Below are 19822 nucleotides of genomic sequence, written 5' to 3' on the forward strand. Positions count from 1 at the left end.
TTTTCCCAAAGAAATTTTGCCTTGTTGAGTTTTACCCAAGTTGAAAGCAATGTCCAAAACAGGTGCGACAATAAGCGAAATTCACCACTCCTGCCTACGATGGCTTCGCAGGCTGGCCTATCTCTTCTCCATCACCACCCTTAGTTGGGCCAGCGCCCGCTGCAGCTGTATATCCTTGGCAGGATCTGCCGCATCCGATGATGGCATGGGCACCAGAACATTGGGTTCAATTCCTTGCCCGTCGATAATCCGGCCGCTCGGCGTCCGGTAAACCGCCGTGCTCAATTTGACAGCAGCCCCTCCAGAGAGGGCAATAATCGCCTGGATCGATCCCTTGCCGAAAGTCCGGTTGCCGACGACGATTGCGCGGTTTGAGTCCTGGAGCGCCCCAGCGAGGATTTCAGCGCCTGCGGCACTGCCTTCGTTCACCAGAACCACCATCGGAATATCGACATACCTCTTTTTCCCGCTGGCTGTCAGGCGCATTTGGCTTCCGGGGGATCTGCCTTCCGTGGTAACAACAAGCCGCCCATCATCCAAAAATTTACCCGCGACCTCAACCACGGCATTGAGCAGGCCGCCTGAATTGTTTCGGAGATCGAGGATGATTCCTCGCAGGGCAATCACTCCCAAAGAGCCGCCCTGCCATTTATCAAGCACCGCCTGCAACGCATCCGGAGTGCCCTGCTGGAATTGGCGAATTGATATATAGCTGATTCCCGGTTCGATGTCGCGGCTGCGCACTGACTGGAGGCGGATGATCTCACGCGTGATCACGAAGTCTCGCGGCGAGGTCCAGCCTTCGCGCATCACACTCAACGTAACCTGTGTCGCCGGGAATCCGCGCATTTGCCTGACCACGTCTGCAAGCTTGGTGCCCTTGGTATCGGCGCCATTGATTGCGACAATGCGGTCGCGCGTTTGTATTCCTGCCCGCTCCGCCGGGGCACCCTCGATAGGGGTCACCACCGTCAGCTCGTCTTCCTTGATTCCAACCTCAATACCAATACCACCAAAAGTCCCGCTGGAAGCTGTCTTAAGCTCCTGGAACTGCTCCGAATTGAGAAAATCCGAATGCGGGTCAAGATTCGCAAGGCCCGCACCGAGCATTGCCTCTTCCAGTTTTGTCTGGTCGAGGCCGGGCACAATCTCGCGTGCCAGACTCGCGCTGAAAATAATCTCTTTCTGCAAATCCCCCAAAGTTTTTGGAGAGGCAAGCACCACTCTGGTTGGGGCATTATTAGGCGCTACATAAGCAAGTGCCGCTCCATCATTGGTCTGCGAGATGCTGACCGTACCGCTCGGTACAGTCTTCTCGATCCCGTGCAGGGCACCAAGCAGGAATCGCCCCAGATCGGGTTGGGTGACGTAATTTTTATCGACGCTCGCAACGACTTCAGACAGCAATGCGGCGCCCATACCGGGCATAGAAGGCTCTATGGCGATGGCCACGGTTGTTTTGCTTCCGGGAGACACTTCGATAGTCTGTTCCCAAATCCGGCTGTCCTTGCGCGCGAGGACGCGATGGCGGCCGCTATCGAGGTTGGATACAAGCATTTCGCCGCTGGCGCGTGTTTCCCCAATCTTGTTGTCATCCACCCACACTTCGGTTCCGGCCGCCCTCGATACGACACCAACGCTACCGGGTGCTCCACCAGCAACGCTACCTTGCTGCCCTGTTTCCTGCTCGCGACCGAGCGGTGCTTCAATCTTGTGCATGGCAAGCTGCGCCGCCCCCCCTGCGTCGCATCCGGCGAAGCAGAAATCGCCCTCGATACTGCCTTCCATCCATGGTTCCTGACGGCCTTGCGAGGCGTTCTTGACTTCGGTGACGACGCGCTTGAGAGCAAGTTCGATCTGCAGGGGGCTGTCCATTTGTTTGAGCAGTTTGCTGGTGTACAGGCCATTGCGCCCGTCGCCATCCGCCGCCACGCTTCCCGGACGGGTGGCATAGGAAATCAATGTACCGGAAGGCGCACTGATGCGCGCTAGGCCGTCTCCGGCAGCCGAGCGGAAGCTGCGCGAATAAGGGTTGTTGCGGCAGGCATCCAGAAACACCAGATTGAGGCGGGTCTTGGCAGTATCCAGAACGTCCATGATCTGTCGCACGGAAAGGCTCTGGTTGGGCACATCCTCCTCGGCGCCAATCTCGGCATCCACGGCGGGCAGGTAATTTTCCCCCTTGATCTGGAGTCCATGCCCGGCATAGAACACGAGAGCTACCGCACCCGGAGCAAGTCTTGACCGGAATTCGCTCAGCATGCGGCCGATTTGTCTGGTTTGCAGGTTGTTCCGCTCGATCACCGTGAACCCCTGCTTGCGCAATTTTGCCGCGACATCCTTGGCATCGTTGACCGGATTGCGCAGCGCCCCGCTGCGATAGGCGCTGTTGCCGATCACCAGCGCAATGCGCTGCTCGCTTGCTGCGACATTTACCTGCTTGACGGAAAGGTTGCGGCCCTTCTCCGTGGCCAATGCCGTGTAACTCATCGACAACAGTACTGTGAGCAGCAGCGCAGGGGTGCCAAACAACTTATTCATGCCGCTTTCCATATGGCTATTCCACTTCCTCCACCGTTGTCAGCGCCGCGCCGTAGGCATCCGAACAGACCCGGTTGACCGCGAGGGTGCGCTGTTTCGGCGTGGCGCATTCATCCCGCAAGGCGGGTGTGGGCGAGTCAGTCACCAGCTGGATGCCGCGCTTGCCGCTGCTGGTGGCCTCCACCACGGAGAACGGCCCGGCATTCGCCACCGGAAGCCTGGCCAGATCGCGCGGCGCATCGGCGACAATGACAAGGATGTGGTCTTTCCCGCGCGGACCCTGGGTGGTGACTTCCCATGTGGTGCGTGGCAGTTGCAGAAGCTGGCCCGCCTGGATGAAATTATTGTTGTCCAGCTTGTTCGGGAAAAGAAGATCGAAGGTCTTGCCGTCGGAGCCCGCCATCAGCAGGTACAGATACCCCGCATGGCTGGAGCGGATGCTGAAGCTCAACTTATCCTTGCCGATTTTGAGCTTGCTCCGGGCCAGCATGACTTCCACCGTCCGGAGATCGTCGCGTCCGTTGAAAATATCCCGGAAGGTCGCTGGGGGAACCAATTCAACCGCGGGGGTTTGCGTGACAGGCTGCGGGGCCGGTTGTGCCTGGACAGCTTGCTCCTGATGGGCCGGCACTGGAGGAGCCGGTGCCAAGACCGGGGCTGGAACTGGAACTGGAACTGGAACTGGAACTGGAACTGGAACTGGAACTGGAACTGGAGCTGGAACTGGGGCTGGAACTGGGGCTGGGGCCGCCGTTACCACGGGCTCGCCCGGGCTATCGGCCGCCAGCGTCATCACCAAATTTGAATTGCCGGTCACGTTGATGTGGTGCGGCAGGAAGCCCGCCACATCTCTCAACTGGGCGTCGATTTTTTCCTGTGCGCAACTGCGGATTTCCTCGACGGTCAGCCCGCCGCTCCCATCCCTGTCCACCGCCCCGCCGGACATGCAGGCCAGCCACGCCTGGGTGGCGACCCCGCCCTTGCCCGGCTGATCCAGGGAGATTTCGTTGTCTTTCGCCGCGGCAATATAAACATAGTTATTGCTCCCGCTCCCCACGGTGCGCGCAGCCAGGCCAAGGTTGCGGGTGATGATGTTCACCGGCTTCTCGCAGGTTTCCTCCCCCCCTTTGCTCCAGAACTTCGGCGCGAACGCTCCATTATTCATACCGCGCACCGTTGCCCCGCCCGAATGGCAGGAATCGAACATGGCGATGATTTTTTGCGCCCGCTTGGCAAGCTGTTTGAGGCGCGCCTCCATTTCCGCATCGGTCAGGCCATACCCGTTCGCGGCCACCAGAGACTCGGCGCACCGTTCTTCCGGATCGTTGACCCGTTGCCTGCTCCCATGGCCGGAGTAATAAATGAACACCTTATCGCCCACGGCAACGCGCTTGTCCAGTTCGTCGAAAGCCTGCTGCATCCCTTTCAGGGTCAATTGCTCGTCATGGAACTGCAAGATATTCTCGTCCTTGACACCCAGCAGATGCGCTATCGAGCGGGCGCTTTCGCGGTCGTACATGACGCCTTTCAGGCTGGGGATCCCGGCCTGGTAATCACCTATCGTCATGATCAGCGCATGGATTTCCGCGCGCGCCGCGCCGGACGCAATCGACCCCAAAACCATCAAAAAGCCGAGCCACCAATTTTTCATATCGATCTTCCAGTTTCCAGATAATTCAACCCGGCGTCAGCGTCTAAATCGCATTCCCGGTGAGCTGGAACGCCGCCCAGTAATAAGGATGGGCATACTTCTTCCGGGTATCCAGCTGGGCCTGACGCAGCGCTTCGCGTTTATCCCCACCCTTGAGATTATCGTAGAACCTCGTCATCAGATACGAAGTCGCCTGGTCGTCCACTTGCCACAGGCTGGCGACGATGGTCGACGTGCCTGCATAGAGGAAGCCGCGCGTCAGCCCCACCACGTCGTCGCCGTTGGCGATCTTGCCCAGCCCCGTCTCGCAGGCGCTGAGGGTAACCAGGTCGGCATCCAGCTTGAGTGAGTAGAGCTTGTCCACGGTCAGCATGCCATCGTTCTGCGCATCCCTGGACAACAGCAGGGCGGATTTGAGCGGAGCATCGGCATTGAATTCCCCGTGGGTGGCGAAGTGCAGGTAACGGAATTCGCTGCCGTATTGTCGGAAGGCGGCCTCATTCGCAGCCTTGCGCAGCAGCACCTTGGATTGCGGGCGGTTCTTGGTGACGGCAATGGCTTCGGCCTGGGCGTAGGCAAGGTCAAACTTGGGGTTGCCGAGGTCGGGATTGCCGAAGGCGAGAATGTCGCCCGGCTTGGCCACCGGTTTGGCGCGCAGGTATTTGAGGACGCTCGCGCTGGGCAGCATCCGCAGGCTGTAGCGTTCGATCAGATAGCCTCGTCCATCGTGCAGGGCATTGAACGGCAGGTAATGCAGCGGGCCATGCGCAACAACGATGAGTTTTTCGGCATCGATTTGGGCGGTGACGGGGCGTACCAGCTGGTCGTAGAGGCGCTTGGACAGTTCGAGGTAGCCCCTGGAGTTGGCGCTTTCGAGTTGTTTGCGGTACTGGCGGACGTTATCCAGCAGGCCGCTGCCGTCGAGCCGGACGGCGCTCAGCCCCTTGGCGGTAAGGACGAAGGCGATGAGGTCGGGCGCATTGTAGTAATACTCGACCAGCACTTCGTCCGGCGGGATCAACGCCTGGATTTCCGCGGTCGCCAGGGAGGAAACGTTGACCAGCGAGGCCAGCTCGGGCGATTCGCTGCCCAGTTGCTGCCGCGCGCTGACGACCAGGCTGCGGGTCTGGGGTTTTTCCGCGGCGCCGCCCTGCGTCATCGCCTCCGCTTCGGCAGTGTTGGCCATCGCCAGCAGGTTCTTAACCTTGTCGGGATCGCCGCTCGCCACGGCAAAGTCCTGCTTCGCGGCGAGCATGTCCACCAAGGCGCGCGATTTGGAACGCTCGACATATTCGAAGGCCGCGTCATATTGCCGGTCGGCGAAGAGCGCGGCGACCAGTTGCCGGTACACCGCCTGCTTGTCGCCGACGAAACCGATCTTGCTGGTCTCGGTGTTGATGGTGGAACGCTGCTGTTCGATCACGTCCACCGCCTGGCGGTAATAACCGACCGCGCCCTTCAGGTCGCCTTCCTTCTCCGCGATGCGGCCACGGTCATACAGGATCAGCCAGTAGATGTCGCCGTTGTCGCGAATTTTCGATTTCTTCAGCAGGTCGTCGTAACCCACCTTGGCCTCCTTGATCTTGCCCACTTCGAACTGGCACTTGTAGCGCAGGAAATCGGCGGGCAATGTCTGGAATTCCCACATGCTCTCACCCGCCTTCGAACCCGCCACCATATCGGCAACACCCCGCGCAAACAAATCAAACGCACCCTCCTGGATTTCCATGAAATGCAGGGCGCGCTGGTAGTCGCCCAGGGACACATAGGTCTTGGCCAGCCAGACATGCTTGTCGATGGCCAGGAGGCCGTAAGGATAGGAGGTGCTGATCGCTTCCATTTGTTTGGCGTACGCAAGGGCTTTCTCCCGTTCGCCGCTCAATGCATGCGCCAGCATCAACGGCCCGAGCGTATTGATCTCATGCCACTTCTCCTGATTCCAGTCCTTGGGCTTGGCCGCGATTCCCCTCTTGGCATCCTCGATCGCCTTGCCGTATTCCCCGATGTCCATATAGGCCTCGGCACGCATGATATAAAGCATTGGCGTCACATCCTGCTCCAGGCTCACACCCGACATTCCCGACCCCATCTTCGCCAGCCCCATCATGAACGGGCTGTCCTTCTCCATCTGCTCGATGTCGGTCATGTTGGTGTCGCCGTTCTTTACGTTGATCTCCATCTGGTCGAGACAGGGAAACAGCTTGTTGTACTTTTTCAGCTTCACATAAGCAGCACACAGCGGGAACAGCTTGACCGTCTTGCTCTTGGTTATGTCCGGAACATCCTCGAGGGCATGCTTCTCGAGGTCTCCGTAGCGCGCCGCCGTCATCGCCCCGCCTTTTTTCCCCAACAGATCCGAGGCGCAACCGGACAGGAACAATGCTGCCAGCAGAACAAAACCAACCTTGAATTTTTGCAACATGATTAGCTCCCTGAAATCTACCCAATTTTTTCCATTCATTTACTGCGAATTGCCGGTCAACTGAAACGCCGCCCAATAATACGGGTGAGCATACTTGTCCCGCGCGTAAATCTGCGCTTGCCTTAACGCCTCGCGCTTGTCCATGCTCTTCAGCCCTTCATAGAATTGGCGCATCAACTCGGAAGTGGCGCGGTCGTCCACCTGCCACAGGCTCGCGACGATCGTCGAAGCGCCTGCGAACAGGAAGCCGCGCGTAAGTCCCACCACGTCGTCGCCGTTGGCAACTTTACCAAGCCCGGTTTCGCAGGCCGAGAGCGTCGCCAGATCGATATCGAGGCGCATCGAATACAACTTGCCCACCGTCAGCAAGCCATCGCTGGAGGCATCTTTCGCGAGTATCAAGGCCGAATTGAGCGGCGCATCGGCATTGAATTCGCCGTGGGTGGCGAAATGCAGATAGTTGAAGCCTGCCGCATTCTCGCGCAGGGCCGCCTCGGTAGCATCCTTGCGCAACACGGCGTGCGACTTGGGTACTGTCTGGATGATCGCCTTCGCCTCTTCTTCGGCAAACTTCAGGTCGTATTTCGGGTCACCCAGATCGGGGTTGCCAAAGGCGAGGATGCCGCCGGGTTTGCGACTCTGCTCGCCGCGCAGGTATTTCACCACGCTTGCGCTGGGCAGCAGGCGGAATGCGTACTTGTCGAGCAAAAACCGGCTGCCGTCATGCAATGCCGCAAACGGCACGTAATGCAGCGCACCCTGAGGAACGATAATCAGCTTCGAACGCCCGGCCAGCAGCGGCTCGATCGGCTTAATGAGTTGGCTGTAGAGCTGTTGCGCGATGGGCAAGTATGCATTCGATTTCGGCGCGGCAATCACATCTCGCAGCGCCTTGACCTCTGCATCAAGGCCCACGGTATCGGTTCGCAGTACCTGCAATCCCTGCCGCGAGAGCAGAAAGATAAATAGCGAGCTGTCGTCGTAATAGTATTCGACCAGCGTTTCATCCGCAGGGATACGCGCCTGGATTTCCTCAATGGGCGTCGAAGATACCGATACCAGCGAGGCCACTTCCGGCGCGGTTTCGGTGATCGCTTTTTTCACCGCCGACACCGCGAGGCTGCGCTGTCCGGAAGCGGGTACGGATGATGCAGCCTGCGAATCCGTCCCGGCTGGCGCACCGCCCTGCGCCGGCCCATCCATTTCGGTCTGCTCGGCTTTGGCCAGCAGTTCGCTGACTTTGGCCGCATCGCCTTCATGCACCGCAAAATCATTCTTCGAGGCCAGCATGTCGACCAGCGCACGGGACTTGGAGCGCTCAAGGTAGTCGAATGCCTCGGCGAACTGCTGGTTCTTAATCAGGGTGGCAATCAGCCTTTTGTATACATCCTGTTTGTCGCCGACGAAACCGATCTTGCTTGCCTCGGTGTTGAGCGTGGCACGCTGCTGCTCGATGACATCCACGGCCTGACGGTAGAAACCGATCGCGCTTTTCAAATCACCTTCGCTCTCTGCGATTCTGCCGCGCTGAAAAAGCGCCACGCGATAGAGCGCACTGTTGTCCTTGATCTGCGAGAAACCCAGCAGTTCGTCATAGATCGACTTCGCTTGGCTGGCTTTCCCTGTTTCCATCAGCGCCATCGCTTCCATGAACTTGAACGGGATCTCCACATAGCCCATCATGCCCAGACTCAGGACTTTCCCGATCCCCACCCAGGCGCCTGCCCCGTCCTGAATGTTTGCCAGCGCACGTTCATATCTTCCCAGGGCAATATTGGCTCTGGCCAATGCGGCGCTTTTACGCGGTGAGACTATGCCGCGCCCCCGAATGCCAATGTCATATGACTCAAGTATTTTCTCGTATTTCGCCGCCTGCTCCTTGTCACCGTCCAAGGCTTTCGCCAGAACCATCTTTTCAAGAGCATCCAGTGCATGCATCGACTTTTCATTGGCCAAAAAGCTGTTCGAGAAATTTTCCGTGCCTTTATAGGCCAGCTCGGCGTATTGAAAAGCTTCCTGGTATCTCCCCAGTTCCAGGCTGGCTTCCGCGCGCATGTTGTACAAGGCGGGCGTGCCATCCGTCTCGCCTATCCAGTTGGGGTAAACGATAGCCTTGTCTCCCTTCTGGATGCGCGCCTCCATCCGATCCAAACATGCGGATAGCTTGCTGAACACCCTCAAGTTCAGATAGGAGCTGCAAAGATTGTACAAGGCCGCCGTGGTTTCGCCTCTTTCCTTTATCTGCGACTCCTCGTGAGCGGCCAGATCCCCATATCTGGCTCCGGCACCAGCCATTGTGCGGTGCATGGAAAACTCCGACGCACATCCGGAAAGAATAAATATCGTGAAAAAAGCGAGACAGATTTTCAATTTTTTTTGCGCCACCATAATCCCTAATGAATTGACCGCAATCTATTTCCAGCGCTCCTGCATGTTACCGGTTTGGCGGCATGCCGCACAAAAACGACATGCATGCCTACTGCCGGTGCTGCAGCGCGACCGATTCCGCAATGGCCGCATATTTCCCCGGAGCGACCTCCTGCAGCAAACCCGTACCCTGGGCATTTTCCTGGCGGTGCACCCTGGTCTGTGCGGCGGCTTCGCCCTGCGCGCGCGGGTCGCGCAGGCTGATGACCAGTTTCTCCTCGCCGGCAACCTCGTCGAACTGGAAGAAACTGTCCGGCTCCAGCGGCAAAATCACCGGGGTCCCACTCCTGAACCTGACCACCTGCTCCGCACTGGACGGATAAAGGCGCTTGCGCTCGCCTTGCGGGTCGATATTGTCGAGCGTGAGTTCACCCTCGAAGGTAGCACCAATGCGGATACGGAATTTCTCCCCCGATACGAAACCGGCACTGACCGGCCTCACGGCAAGCGTCTGCCCGTCGGGCTGCAAAACCAGCAGCGCGAGATGGGCGCCCTGGTAATTCTCCCTGCCGCCGTCGACAGTCAGGGGGCTGCCGGGCGCTTTATCGGTAACCCTGGATGCTATGAACACAATGCCTTTGGGTGCGGGCACCAGCGTTGCGGCTCCCGGCGCGGTGACCGCAGCATCGCGCGGCAGCATTAATGGCTGCGCCTTCCCCTGGAACATTTTTTCCGCAGTCCACTGGAAGAAAATCTCGAATGCCTTCGACGCGGCGAACTTGAGCAGGATGCCCCAGATAAATTTGGGCTGGGGCGCCTCGGCGCCGGACGATTCGGTCGTATCCTTGCCTGGCGGCGCATCTTGGGCGACCAAGACAGATGGCAACAAAAATAATGCCAACATGCACGCCGCCATAGGGCGTCGCCACGCCGATGAAGAAAATTGGATCATGCTTGGAAACTCCTTTGTCGTTATATCAGTTTTGCAATTTCATATTTCGCAAGCTGGTTTAAACACCAATGCAAAACGGTTTTTCGTAGGGTGGGCAAGGTTTTGTTGCCCACGCGTCGCGTTGTTGTTTCACATTCATTCCGCATGGGCACAACAACGTGCCCACCCTACCGGGCTCACCCGCAAGGAGTGGGCCGTGGTTGTAAAGCCGGCAAACCGGCAACAACCGCGCTCACGGAAGCGTCCTGGCTAAACGGAAACCGAAGCCGTTATCCCGCTTCAACGGTACGTAGCTGACCCAGAACGCCGCGCGCACGTTCTGCGGAGCGTCGAACCACGAGCCACCGCGAAGCGCGCGCCCGTAATCCGTTCTGCTGCCATCGTACCAGTTCTCCATCCATTGCCAAGCGTTGCCGCTCATGTCGTATAGCCCGTAGCCGTTCGCCTGTTTCTGGCCTACGGGATGGGTTTGTTTGTTGCTGTTGCCGTCGTACCACGCCACGGCTTCGATATTGTTGCCGCCGCAGTATTCGCTCTGGCTGCCACCGTAGCAGGCGTATTCCCATTCCGTCTCGGTAGGCAGGCGGTATTGCCTGCCCGTCTTTCTGGATAGCCACTGCGCATAGGCCTGCGCATCGTGCCAGTTCACGCAGGTCACCGGGTGACTGTCGTCCTGGGTGAAGCCCGGGTTACGCCAGTTGTTTCCGCTTCGGTTATCCCAGCTTAAACCAGTCGATGCATAACAGGAGTTGCCCGCATCGTAGCCGGTCGCGTTCACGAACTCGGCAAACTCTTTCCGCGTGACGTGGTATTTGCCCAGCTCGTAGTTCTTGCCGGGGATGGCGACCATGGCCGGGCCTTTGGCTTCTTCTTCCTTGATGGCCTCGAGTTTGTCGCCCGCCGCCGCGAGGTATCTTCCCGACGGGTATCTATTGAGGTAGGCTTCCACCGCTTTTCTGTCGTTGCCGCTCTCGGCTTTTTTCCACAGCTCGGCTTCTTCTTTCGCGGCGAGGTCGTTCTTGAGCTTTTCCTGTCGCGCCCTGGCCAGCCCGACGTATCTGCCGCCGGGGTAGCCCTTGAGGTAGCGGGCGTAGCTTTCTTCGCTGTTTTCCTGTTGCGCCGCGTCCCAGGCTTGCTCGGCTTGTTGTTCGGCTGCGGCCTGTGCGTCGCCCTGGATCTTTTTGATGCGGCTCTTGGCCAGGGCCGCGTATTTTCCCTTGGGGTATTGGTCGAGGTAAGCCTGGTAGTCCTCGCGGCTCGTGCCCTTCTGCGCTTCATTCCACAGCGCCGTTTCGCCGTCTTCACGGCCCGTGGCAATCTGGGCGGGGGCCGGCTGCTGCACCTGTTTCTTGAGGGCGGCAAGTTTCACCTTGGCCTGGGCGACATAACGCCCCTTGGGATAGCCAGCAAGGTAGGCGTTGACCGCCTCCACGGTGTTGGCTTCTTCCGCCGCGCTCCAGGTGTCGTCTTCGATCTTTTCCTTGCTTTTGATCCGCGCCGCTTGCGCTGGCACTGGAACGAGGCTGTCCACCTGGACGCCGTCGTCGGGCTTGAAGTAGAACGCTCCCGTCATGGAGGAGCTGTCCCACGGCATCTGGGCGTCGCCGCTCCGGGTCGCCACGCTGGCTCTGACTTTCCTCATCAGCATCCCCAGTTCCAGCCCCGGCTCGTTTATCTGCTTGAGCAGTTCCTGGGTGAACAGGCCATTCCTGCCGTCGCCGTCCGCCGCCGTCTTGCCGGGTGAGGTGGCGTAGGCGATGAAGCTGCCCTTGGGGGCGTCCATCTGCGCCAAGCCGCCGCCCATTTTGCGAAAACTGCGCTCGAAGGGGTTATTGCGGCAGGCGTCGAGGATGACGATGCTCATCGTGCTCGCGGCGAGTTGGTCCATCACGGTGTCCATGTCCACGGTCACCGCCCGCACTTCCGCTTCACTGTTGATCTGGGCGTCAACTGGGACAAGGTAGTTCTTGCCCTTCACTTGCAGGCCGTGGCCCGCGTAGAAGAACAGCGCCGCCGTGTCCGTGGACAGCTTTTGCCCGAAGCTTGCAATGGCGAGATTCATTTCCCGCTGCGTCGCGTTTGTCACTTCTATCACTTCGAAGCCGAGCTTGTTCAGGGTATCCGATATGTCCTTTGCGTCGTTCAGGGGGTTCTTCAGTGCCGTGATGCCCTGGTAGGCGGCGTTGCCGATGACCAGCGCCACGCGCCTTTGTTCGCCCGCGCTCTTGGCGACGGCGAGGTTGCGCTGCGCGGCGTGGGCATGGCTCACGACGAGCGCCAGCGCCAGCGCCAGCAGAATAATGGTTGAAATCCTCACTTTGCTCTCCTGTCATTCAATCTCATCACAGGGCAGGCAAGCAGTTTTACGTTTACCCACGCGTTTCATTTTTCGTTCCGCGTGGACACAAAAACGTGCCCACGCTGCATTTCTATTTCTTATTGGCAAAAAACGCGGTCACTCCGCTATCCGATCATTGCAGAAAGCAGCACGGCTCCCACATCCAGCACCCCCAACGCCAGCAGGCTGCGCGTCAACGCCTCGCTCCCGGCCTGCGAGAGGCACTTGGCATCGCGTTCCACCACCAAACCATAGTAGCAGGACACCAGCGCCACCACCCCGCCGAACAGGCTGCATTTCAGGACGGCGATGAACATGCTCAACGGGTTCACGACTTCGAAAAAACGCGCCAGTTGCGGCAGGAATGAAAAATCGCGCAAGAACGAGGCGATCAACATCCCGCCCAACAGGGCGCAGGCCATGAAATAAATCCCCAGCAGGGCGCTCACGAAGAGCAAGGAGACGACGCGCGGAACGACGAGATAATCCACAACGGGAATATCGATCGCGGCCAGATGCTCCAATTCGCCGCGAAAGCGCATCAGCGCCAGATCCGCCCCCATGTTTGGCGCGACCCGTGCGGCTATGAGAAACCCGACAGCCAGCGCCCCTGCCTCGCCGAACAGTGTCCAGCCCAGCAGCTTGACCGGAACCTCTCCGGCCGCCCCCACCATCCCGACCGACTGTTCGATAATGACGGTGCCGGAGAGAATGCCTATTGCCCCGACCAGGCCGAGCGACCGGATGCCTGCCGATTCGAGCTGGTTCAACAGTTCTTCGCGTACCGGAGGAAGCCTGAAGAGTGGCCAGCGGGTAAGGCTGTAGACCAGCGCCTGATAAAGCCATTTGATCAGGCTCGTATTTGGTTTAATCCCGGCCGGCATGGCGGCGGTCCTCAGCGGGTTGAATGTTCTTTTGCCACCGCGTCATCCGGGCGTTCTTTTGCCAGTTCTTTCCAGATGCGCCTTGCATCGTATTTGTAGCCCTTTTCTTCCAGAAAAACTGCGTACAAAACACGATCGGAAAACGAAGCCCCGGCTTGCGGCCTTTGCGCCCGAATGGCCTTGGCGGCGGCGCTGCCGGCCACGCTGAAACTCCCCCGTGCCGTCAATACCTCGCCGTTCTCCAGGGTCGCCCTGATTTCCCACTCGTAGGCGCCGCCCGCCTTCAACAAACCGGCGGAAGGCGTCCAGGAATTGTCGGCCAGGGACACGTGGTGCAGGAGCCGTTTGCGGCCGTCGTAAAGGCTCAGTTGATAACCATCGGCCGGGCGCGGGCCGTCCCAGCTGAAAGCAAGATCGTCCCCGATCAGACGGGTGTCCACGGGGTCGCCGAGGCGCAGCCCCGGCCGCACCGCACGCATTTCATAGGCGGCCTGCGCAACGCTCTCGCGCTGGGCGACCGTAAATTTTTTCGCGGCAGAAGTTTTTTCCAGCGAGACCGGCTGCGCTTCGGCCTTGCCCTCATGCGCCAATATCCGTCCCGCTTCCACCGTCAGCTTTGCCGGCCCGGTAAAGCGGTACTCAACCGGCTTGGCAAACAGCGTTATCGAAAGGCGGGCGTGATCATCGAGTTGAATTACCGTGCCCGGCTCAAGATAGGCCAGCAGCGGGATTTTTTTATTTTTTCCGCCTGAAACGGCGAACACCCCGCCGCTCGCATCCGTCACCATCGCCACCGGCTCCGCCAAAGCCATACCTGCCGACAACAGCCCCGCCAGCAATATGCCGGAAATCATTCTAAGTTTCATCTTGCCCCCTCATGTATCTTGCGCATATTCATCCGACTGAAACCTTGCTTCATCTCATGATTGTTCAGGCGCGTCGATTTCCGGCGCAGCAGCCGGCGACAGCGCGCTGCCCCGGTGCGGAGCATCGCCCAGGCGCGCGGTGAGGCGATACATGATCACTTCGCCCTTGCCCTTGACGTGGATCGTGACGGGAGGCTCGAAGGCATACTCATGCCGGATGCGGTTGTAGGTTGTCCGGTCCACCTGGATCACTCCCGGCGTCGCCTCATCGGTCAGGCGGCTGGCGATGTTCACCGTGTCGCCCCACATGTCATAGATAAAGCGCTTGGTGCCGATCACCCCGGCGACCACCGGGCCGGTGGCGATGCCGGTGTGGATGCCCAGCTTGAACCTGGAAAGCTCGGGATGGCCGGCCACAAACCGGCGCATCTCCAGCGCCATGTCCGCAATGTCGCAGGTGTAGTCCGTCCTGTCGTGATTCAGCCCGCCGACCGCCATGTAGGCGTCGCCTATCGTCTTGATTTTCTCCACGCCGTATTTCTCGCTCAACTCGTCGAAGCCGGAGAAAATGGTGTTGAGCAAGGTGACCATCTGCTCGGGGGGCAGCGACTCGGTCAGTTGTGTGAAATTCACCAGGTCGGCGAACATCACCGTTACGTCCGCATGACCGTCCGCGATCAAGCCCGGATGATTTTTCAGGCGCTGCGCAATGCTGCCGGGCAATATATTGAGCAGCACGCGCTCGGATTTTTTCTGCTCTTCGGCCAGCAACTGGTGCTGCCGGTCAAGCTGCTCCCTGATCTTGTCCATCTCTACAACAAAGTAGCGCACCAGGAAATAGATGATGGACGACATCGCGGCAAAATTGAGTGCGAAGAACACGCCGATGGTTTTCATCGGCAATCCGCCTTCGGTACCCGTACCGAGGAAATAATCGAATAAACCGGAGACGGCCGTCATCACGACATACGCAACAAACCAGGGGATGGACTCGCGCCAGCCCGACACGACCAGCGCGCCGATCGGGGCAAGCAGCGCCCACAGCATCACGCCGCTCGATGTCACCGAACTGCCGATACTCCACTGCATGACGAACGGCGCGAACAGGAACAGACTCAACTGCACGAAGCGGAACGGCGCAAACCGCCGGGTCTTGAAATAGTAGATCAGCGAAGCCACGGAAATGAGCTGGTATCCCAGCGGCACGTTCGCCGAGAAATGCAGCCCCATCATCCAGTAGATCGCCAGCCATAGCACCACCGCCAGGTTCATGAAGGCGCAGGCGAAAATCAGCAGGCTCTTGCGCAATTTTTCTTCTTGCGTATCCGTAGTTCCTGCGGTGATTTCAGGCAGATCGATCATTGGTGCGGTTCCCTTCGGATAGGGATTATCGAGATGTTGTCCAACCAACGCGGCCATCATACCCGAATTAGCGTCCGGAAAATAAGGCCTGCCGGCCGGAGCGGATATTTACCGTGCTCCCTTCATAAACCTCGCGGAAAACGCTAGAATCCTCGCTTTGCAACCGACCCATCAAAGGAATTCCATTATGTCGATGTCCGACCGCGACGGTTTTATCTGGTATGACGGCAAGCTCGTCCCCTGGCGCGATGCCACCACCCATGTGCTGACCCACACGCTGCATTACGGCATGGGCGTGTTCGAGGGCGTGCGCGCCTACAAGGCCGAGAAAGGCACGGCCATTTTCCGTCTCCAGGAGCACACCGACCGGCTGTTCAATTCGGCGCATATCTTCCAGATGAAGATGCCCTGGGACAAAGAGACCGTCATGGAAGCGCACCGTGAAGTGGTGCGCGTCAACAAGCTGGAATCCTGCTACATCCGCCCGATCGCGTTTTACGGCTCGGAAGCGATGGGCATCGCCGCGAAGACGCTGTCCACCCATGTCGCAATCGCCGCCTGGCCGTGGGGCGCATATCTCGGCGCCGAAGGCATGCAAAAAGGCATCCGCGTCAAGACCTCCAGCTTCACCCGCCACCACGTCAACGTGAACATGTGCCGCGCCAAGTCGGTGACGACCTACGCCAACTCGATCCTGGCGCACCAGGAAGCCGCCAACGACAACTACGACGAAGCCCTGCTGCTGGACGTGGACGGCTACGTCGCGGAGGGTTCCGGCGAGAACATCTTCATCGTCAAGAAGGGCAAGCTGTACACGCCCGACCTGACCTCCTGCCTGGAAGGCATCACGCGCGGCTCGATCTTCACCCTGGCCCGGGAAATGGGCATCGAGGTGGTCGAGAAGCGCATCACGCGCGACGAGATCTATTGCGCCGAAGAAGCCTTCTTCACCGGCACCGCTGCCGAGGTGACGCCGATCCGTGAACTCGATCACCGCACCATCGGCGGCGGTTCGCGCGGCCCGGTCACCACCCGGCTGCAGCAGGCGTTCTTCGACTGCGTCGCGGGCAAGCATCCGCAGCACACCGATTGGTTGTCCTACGTCTGAGGGAGGAAATCGTGAGCAATAAAGACATCACCCAGCGCTACATCGAAGTGACCGCGCACGACCTGCCGCTGACCTGCCCGATGCCGAACATGAGCCTGTGGAACGCCCACCCGAAAGTGGCGATCCCCCTCAACAACGGCGGCGAGGCGCGTTGCCCGTATTGCGGCACGCTGTACAAGTTCAAGGGTGAGCTGCCCAAGGGGCATCACTGAAAACCTGTTGTGCGATTCGATAGCGGCGTTGCGCGGTGCTCGAAATCCTCATGTACCTCAAGTACATTCCGGTTTCTGCGCTGACCAGCGACTTGGCTGGCGTTTCCTGCCAGCCTAGTCAAATGGCCATGCAAGGCCCGTGCGCCTTGCTCTCGAACCGCTCGCGACGGTTTTGAGTTATTCCAACCATGAGCAATCTGGCGTAATGCAGAAAATTCTGGTTATCGCACCGAGCTGGGTAGGCGACTGCATGCTGATGCAGCCGATGCTGATGCGCCTCGGGCAACGCCATCCCGGCTGTCTGATCGACGTGTTCGCCCCGCCGTGGACGGAGAAGCTGCTGCGCCAGATGCCCGAGGTGCACGACGTCATCATCAACCCGTTCCCACACGGCGCACTGAACCTGGCTGCACGCCACCGGGTCGGCAAACAACTGCGTGCCGCGCGCTACGACCAAGCCATCGTACTGCCCAACTCATGGAAATCCGCGCTCGTTCCGTTCTTCGCGCGTATCCCGTTGCGCACCGGTTTTGTCGGCGAGTCGCGCTATATCCTGCTCAACGATGCGCGCAGGCTCGACAAGCATAAACTGCCGCTGATGGTGGAGCGCTTCGCGCAGCTCGCCGAGGATACGCGGGGCGAAATCCCGCGCCCGCTGGCGAATCCGAAACTGACGGTCTCCGAGGCGCAGCGCGACGCCGCACAGCAAAAGCTGAACCTGACGCTGGACCGGCCCGTCGCGGCCTTCTGTCCCGGCGCCGAGTACGGCCCGGCCAAGCGCTGGCCGGCCGCCTACTACGCGAACATCGCGCAGCGCCTGGGGCAACACGGCTATGCGATCTGGCTGATCGGCTCGCCCAAGGACAGGCATGCCGCCGAAGAAATCAACCAGCTCGCCGAAGGCCAGTGCATCAACCTGTGCGGCCGCACCGATCTGGGTGATGCCATCGCGCTGCTGTCATGCGCGCGCCTGGTCATCAGCAACGACTCGGGCCTGATGCACCTGGCCGCCGCGCTGGATCGGCCGATGATCGCGCTGTTCGGCTCCAGCAGCCCCCAGTTCACCCCGCCGCTGTCCGCCAAGGCGCAGGTCGTGAAGCTCGACATCGAGTGCAGCCCGTGCTTCAAGCGCGAATGCCCGTTCGGGCATTTCCACTGCATGACGAAACTGACCCCGGACATGGTCTGGGACAGACTAACCCATATCATTCAAAATCAAGGCGAATCATGTTGATGAATTTACCCAAGGAAATCTTCAAGGCCTATGACATCCGCGGCATCGTCGGCAAGGCGCTGACCGCCGAAGTGGTGGAGGCCATCGGCCATGCACTCGGTTCGGAAGCCGTGGTGCGCGGGCAGCGCGCGATCGCGATCGGGCGCGACGGCAGGCTGTCCGGCCCGGAACTGGTCGCCGCCCTGGCACGCGGCATCCGCAAAAGCGGCATCAACGTGATCGATGTGGGACTCGTCGCAACACCGATGGTGTATTTCGCCGCCTACCAGTTGCAGACCCACTGCGCGGTGATGCTCACCGGCAGCCACAACCCGCCGGATTACAACGGCCTGAAAATGGTGCTGGCCGGCGAGACGCTGTCCGGTGAGACAATCCAGAAGCTGCGCCAGCGCATCGAGCAGAACGATCTGGTGCACGGCGCCGGCAGCTATACGCAACAGGACATAAGTGCGGATTACCTCGCGCGCATCGTCTCCGACATCAAACTGTCCAGGCCGATGAACATCACCGTGGACTGCGGCAACGGCGTGGCCGGCGCTTACGTCGCGGAGCTGTACCGCAAGCTCGGCTGCAAGGTGGAGGAAATGTACTGCGAGGTGGATGGAAACTTCCCCAACCACCACCCCGATCCGTCCGACCCGCACAACCTCGAAGACCTGATCGCTGCGCTGCGCACCAACGACAGCGAGCTGGGCCTGGCATTCGACGGCGACGGCGACCGGCTCGGCGTGGTCACCAGGGACGGCAGGATCATCTACCCCGATCGCCAGCTGATGCTGTTCGCCGCCGACGTGCTCTCCCGCAACCCCGGCGCGGAGATCATCTTCGACGTGAAATCCACGCGCAATCTCTTTTCCTGGATACGCGAGCGTGGCGGAAAGCCCACGCTATGGAAAACCGGGCATTCGCTGGTCAAGGCCAAGATGAAGGAAACCGGCGCGCTGCTCGCCGGCGAAATGAGCGGCCACATGTTCTTCAAGGAACGCTGGTATGGCTTCGACGACGGGCTATACAGCGGCGCGCGCCTGTTGGAGATATTGAGCAAGGCCGCCGACCCGAGCGCCGTGCTGAACGCACTGCCGGATGCGGTTTGTACGCCGGAGCTGCACATCCACACCGCCGAAGGCGAAAACCACGCGCTGCTCGCGCAACTGCAGCGCACCGCGAGATTTGCCGATGCGAAGGAGATCATCACACTGGACGGATTGCGCGTGGAATATGCCGACGGCTTCGGGCTGGCGCGCCCCAGCAACACCACGCCGGTGATCGTGCTGCGCTTCGAGGCGGACAACGAAGATGCGCTGCGGCGCATCCAGGACGATTTTCGCGAGATGTTCCGGCAGGCCGCACCTCATCTGCAGCTGCCGTTCTAGAAGGCGGGGTTTACCAGAAGAGCTAGAGTTGTGCTACCGGGTGTAAATCAGGAACGGCCTTTTGCGCCCTGCCCCGAAGCAAAGGCAAGTTCGCGCTGGCGCGGCTGCATCCAGTAGGCCATCTGCTCGCGGAAAAACCCGCTGAACTGTTCAAGATCGGCAGGCTTGGCCACGAAACTGTTTGCCCCGGCCCGGTAGCTCATCTGCACGTCTGCCTGCGTGTATTCCACCGAAAACGCCACGATCGGGATGTCGCGGGTGGCGGCATGCAGGCGCAGCTTGCGCAACACCCCCAGCCCGTCCAGCTTCGGCAGGTTCAGGTCCATCAGGATGATATGCGGCATCTGCTCCTTGTTCGCGACGCTCTCGTTCAGCCAGTCCAGCACGGCATCTCCGCCCGCCACCACGGTCAGGCTGATTTCGGGGCAGCGCTCGGCAGCGGCACGGCGCGCCAAGTCTGTCGCCACCGAATCGTCCTCGACCAGCAATACGCTATAACGGCCTGTTTTCAA

The 19822-nt window shown here is 59.8% G+C and carries 14 protein-coding genes; 4 read left to right on the forward strand and 10 right to left on the reverse strand.

Going from position 1 to position 19822, the window contains the following annotated elements; genetic code table 11:
• Positions 1 to 117: 117 nt before the first annotated feature.
• The 9 genes from ACRRNM_RS04520 to ACRRNM_RS04560 all read right to left on the reverse strand — a co-directional run bounded on the left by ACRRNM_RS04520 (position 118) and on the right by ACRRNM_RS04560 (position 15383).
• Positions 118 to 2541 (reverse strand): S41 family peptidase, encoded by a 2424-nt coding sequence (locus ACRRNM_RS04520; protein WP_435627046.1) that lies wholly within the window; start codon positions 2539 to 2541, stop codon positions 118 to 120.
• A gap of 16 nt (positions 2542 to 2557) precedes the next feature.
• Positions 2558 to 4192 (reverse strand): DUF4384 domain-containing protein, encoded by a 1635-nt coding sequence (locus ACRRNM_RS04525; protein WP_435627047.1) that lies wholly within the window; start codon positions 4190 to 4192, stop codon positions 2558 to 2560.
• Positions 4193 to 4235: 43 nt separating this feature from the next.
• Complete coding sequence (locus ACRRNM_RS04530) at positions 4236 to 6614, reverse strand: CHAT domain-containing protein (protein WP_435627048.1); 2379 nt, start codon at positions 6612 to 6614, stop codon at positions 4236 to 4238.
• A gap of 39 nt (positions 6615 to 6653) precedes the next feature.
• Positions 6654 to 8921: a CHAT domain-containing protein gene (locus ACRRNM_RS04535; RefSeq protein WP_435627049.1), complete on the reverse strand. Its 2268-nt coding sequence runs from the start codon at positions 8919 to 8921 to the stop codon at positions 6654 to 6656.
• Between the two features lie 169 nt (positions 8922 to 9090).
• Positions 9091 to 9885, reverse strand: a complete 795-nt coding sequence (locus ACRRNM_RS04540) for a DUF4384 domain-containing protein (RefSeq protein WP_435627050.1) — start codon at positions 9883 to 9885, stop codon at positions 9091 to 9093.
• Between the two features lie 280 nt (positions 9886 to 10165).
• Positions 10166 to 12250: an SUMF1/EgtB/PvdO family nonheme iron enzyme gene (locus ACRRNM_RS04545; protein WP_435627051.1), complete on the reverse strand. Its 2085-nt coding sequence runs from the start codon at positions 12248 to 12250 to the stop codon at positions 10166 to 10168.
• A 146-nt stretch (positions 12251 to 12396) separates the two neighbouring features.
• Complete coding sequence (locus tag ACRRNM_RS04550; RefSeq protein WP_435627052.1) at positions 12397 to 13155, reverse strand: ABC transporter permease; 759 nt, start codon at positions 13153 to 13155, stop codon at positions 12397 to 12399.
• Between the two features lie 11 nt (positions 13156 to 13166).
• Positions 13167 to 13994 (reverse strand): hypothetical protein, encoded by an 828-nt coding sequence (locus tag ACRRNM_RS04555; protein WP_435627053.1) that lies wholly within the window; start codon positions 13992 to 13994, stop codon positions 13167 to 13169.
• Positions 13995 to 14075: 81 nt separating this feature from the next.
• Positions 14076 to 15383: an adenylate/guanylate cyclase domain-containing protein gene (locus ACRRNM_RS04560; protein ID WP_435627054.1), complete on the reverse strand. Its 1308-nt coding sequence runs from the start codon at positions 15381 to 15383 to the stop codon at positions 14076 to 14078.
• A gap of 187 nt (positions 15384 to 15570) precedes the next feature.
• Between ACRRNM_RS04560 and ACRRNM_RS04565 the strand changes: the two genes are divergently transcribed.
• The 4 genes from ACRRNM_RS04565 (at position 15571) to ACRRNM_RS04580 (ending at position 19310) form a co-directional block, all read left to right on the forward strand.
• Positions 15571 to 16491, forward strand: a complete 921-nt coding sequence (locus ACRRNM_RS04565) for a branched-chain amino acid transaminase (protein ID WP_435627055.1) — start codon at positions 15571 to 15573, stop codon at positions 16489 to 16491.
• An 11-nt stretch (positions 16492 to 16502) separates the two neighbouring features.
• A complete protein-coding gene (locus ACRRNM_RS04570) occupies positions 16503 to 16703 on the forward strand; it encodes a zinc-finger domain-containing protein (protein ID WP_435627056.1) in 201 nt (66 codons plus the stop codon).
• A 205-nt stretch (positions 16704 to 16908) separates the two neighbouring features.
• Positions 16909 to 17937, forward strand: coding sequence for a lipopolysaccharide heptosyltransferase II (waaF, locus tag ACRRNM_RS04575; RefSeq protein ID WP_435627057.1), 1029 nt, complete (start codon positions 16909 to 16911; stop codon positions 17935 to 17937).
• The gene (locus ACRRNM_RS04580) at positions 17937 to 19310 is read left to right on the forward strand and encodes a phosphomannomutase/phosphoglucomutase (protein ID WP_435628638.1); all 1374 of its coding nucleotides are present in this window, start codon (positions 17937 to 17939) and stop codon (positions 19308 to 19310) included. The genes waaF and ACRRNM_RS04580 overlap by 1 nt, the downstream gene beginning before the upstream one ends.
• 47 nt (positions 19311 to 19357) lie before the next feature.
• Here the strand turns inward: ACRRNM_RS04580 and ACRRNM_RS04585 are convergent, their stop codons facing one another.
• Entirely contained in the window at positions 19358 to 19822 is a 465-nt protein-coding gene (locus tag ACRRNM_RS04585) for a response regulator (protein WP_435627058.1), read from the reverse strand.

This window comes from Ferrigenium straubiae (genome assembly GCF_051257895.1).
Taxonomy (GTDB): Bacteria; Pseudomonadota; Gammaproteobacteria; order Burkholderiales; family Gallionellaceae; genus Gallionella; species Gallionella straubiae.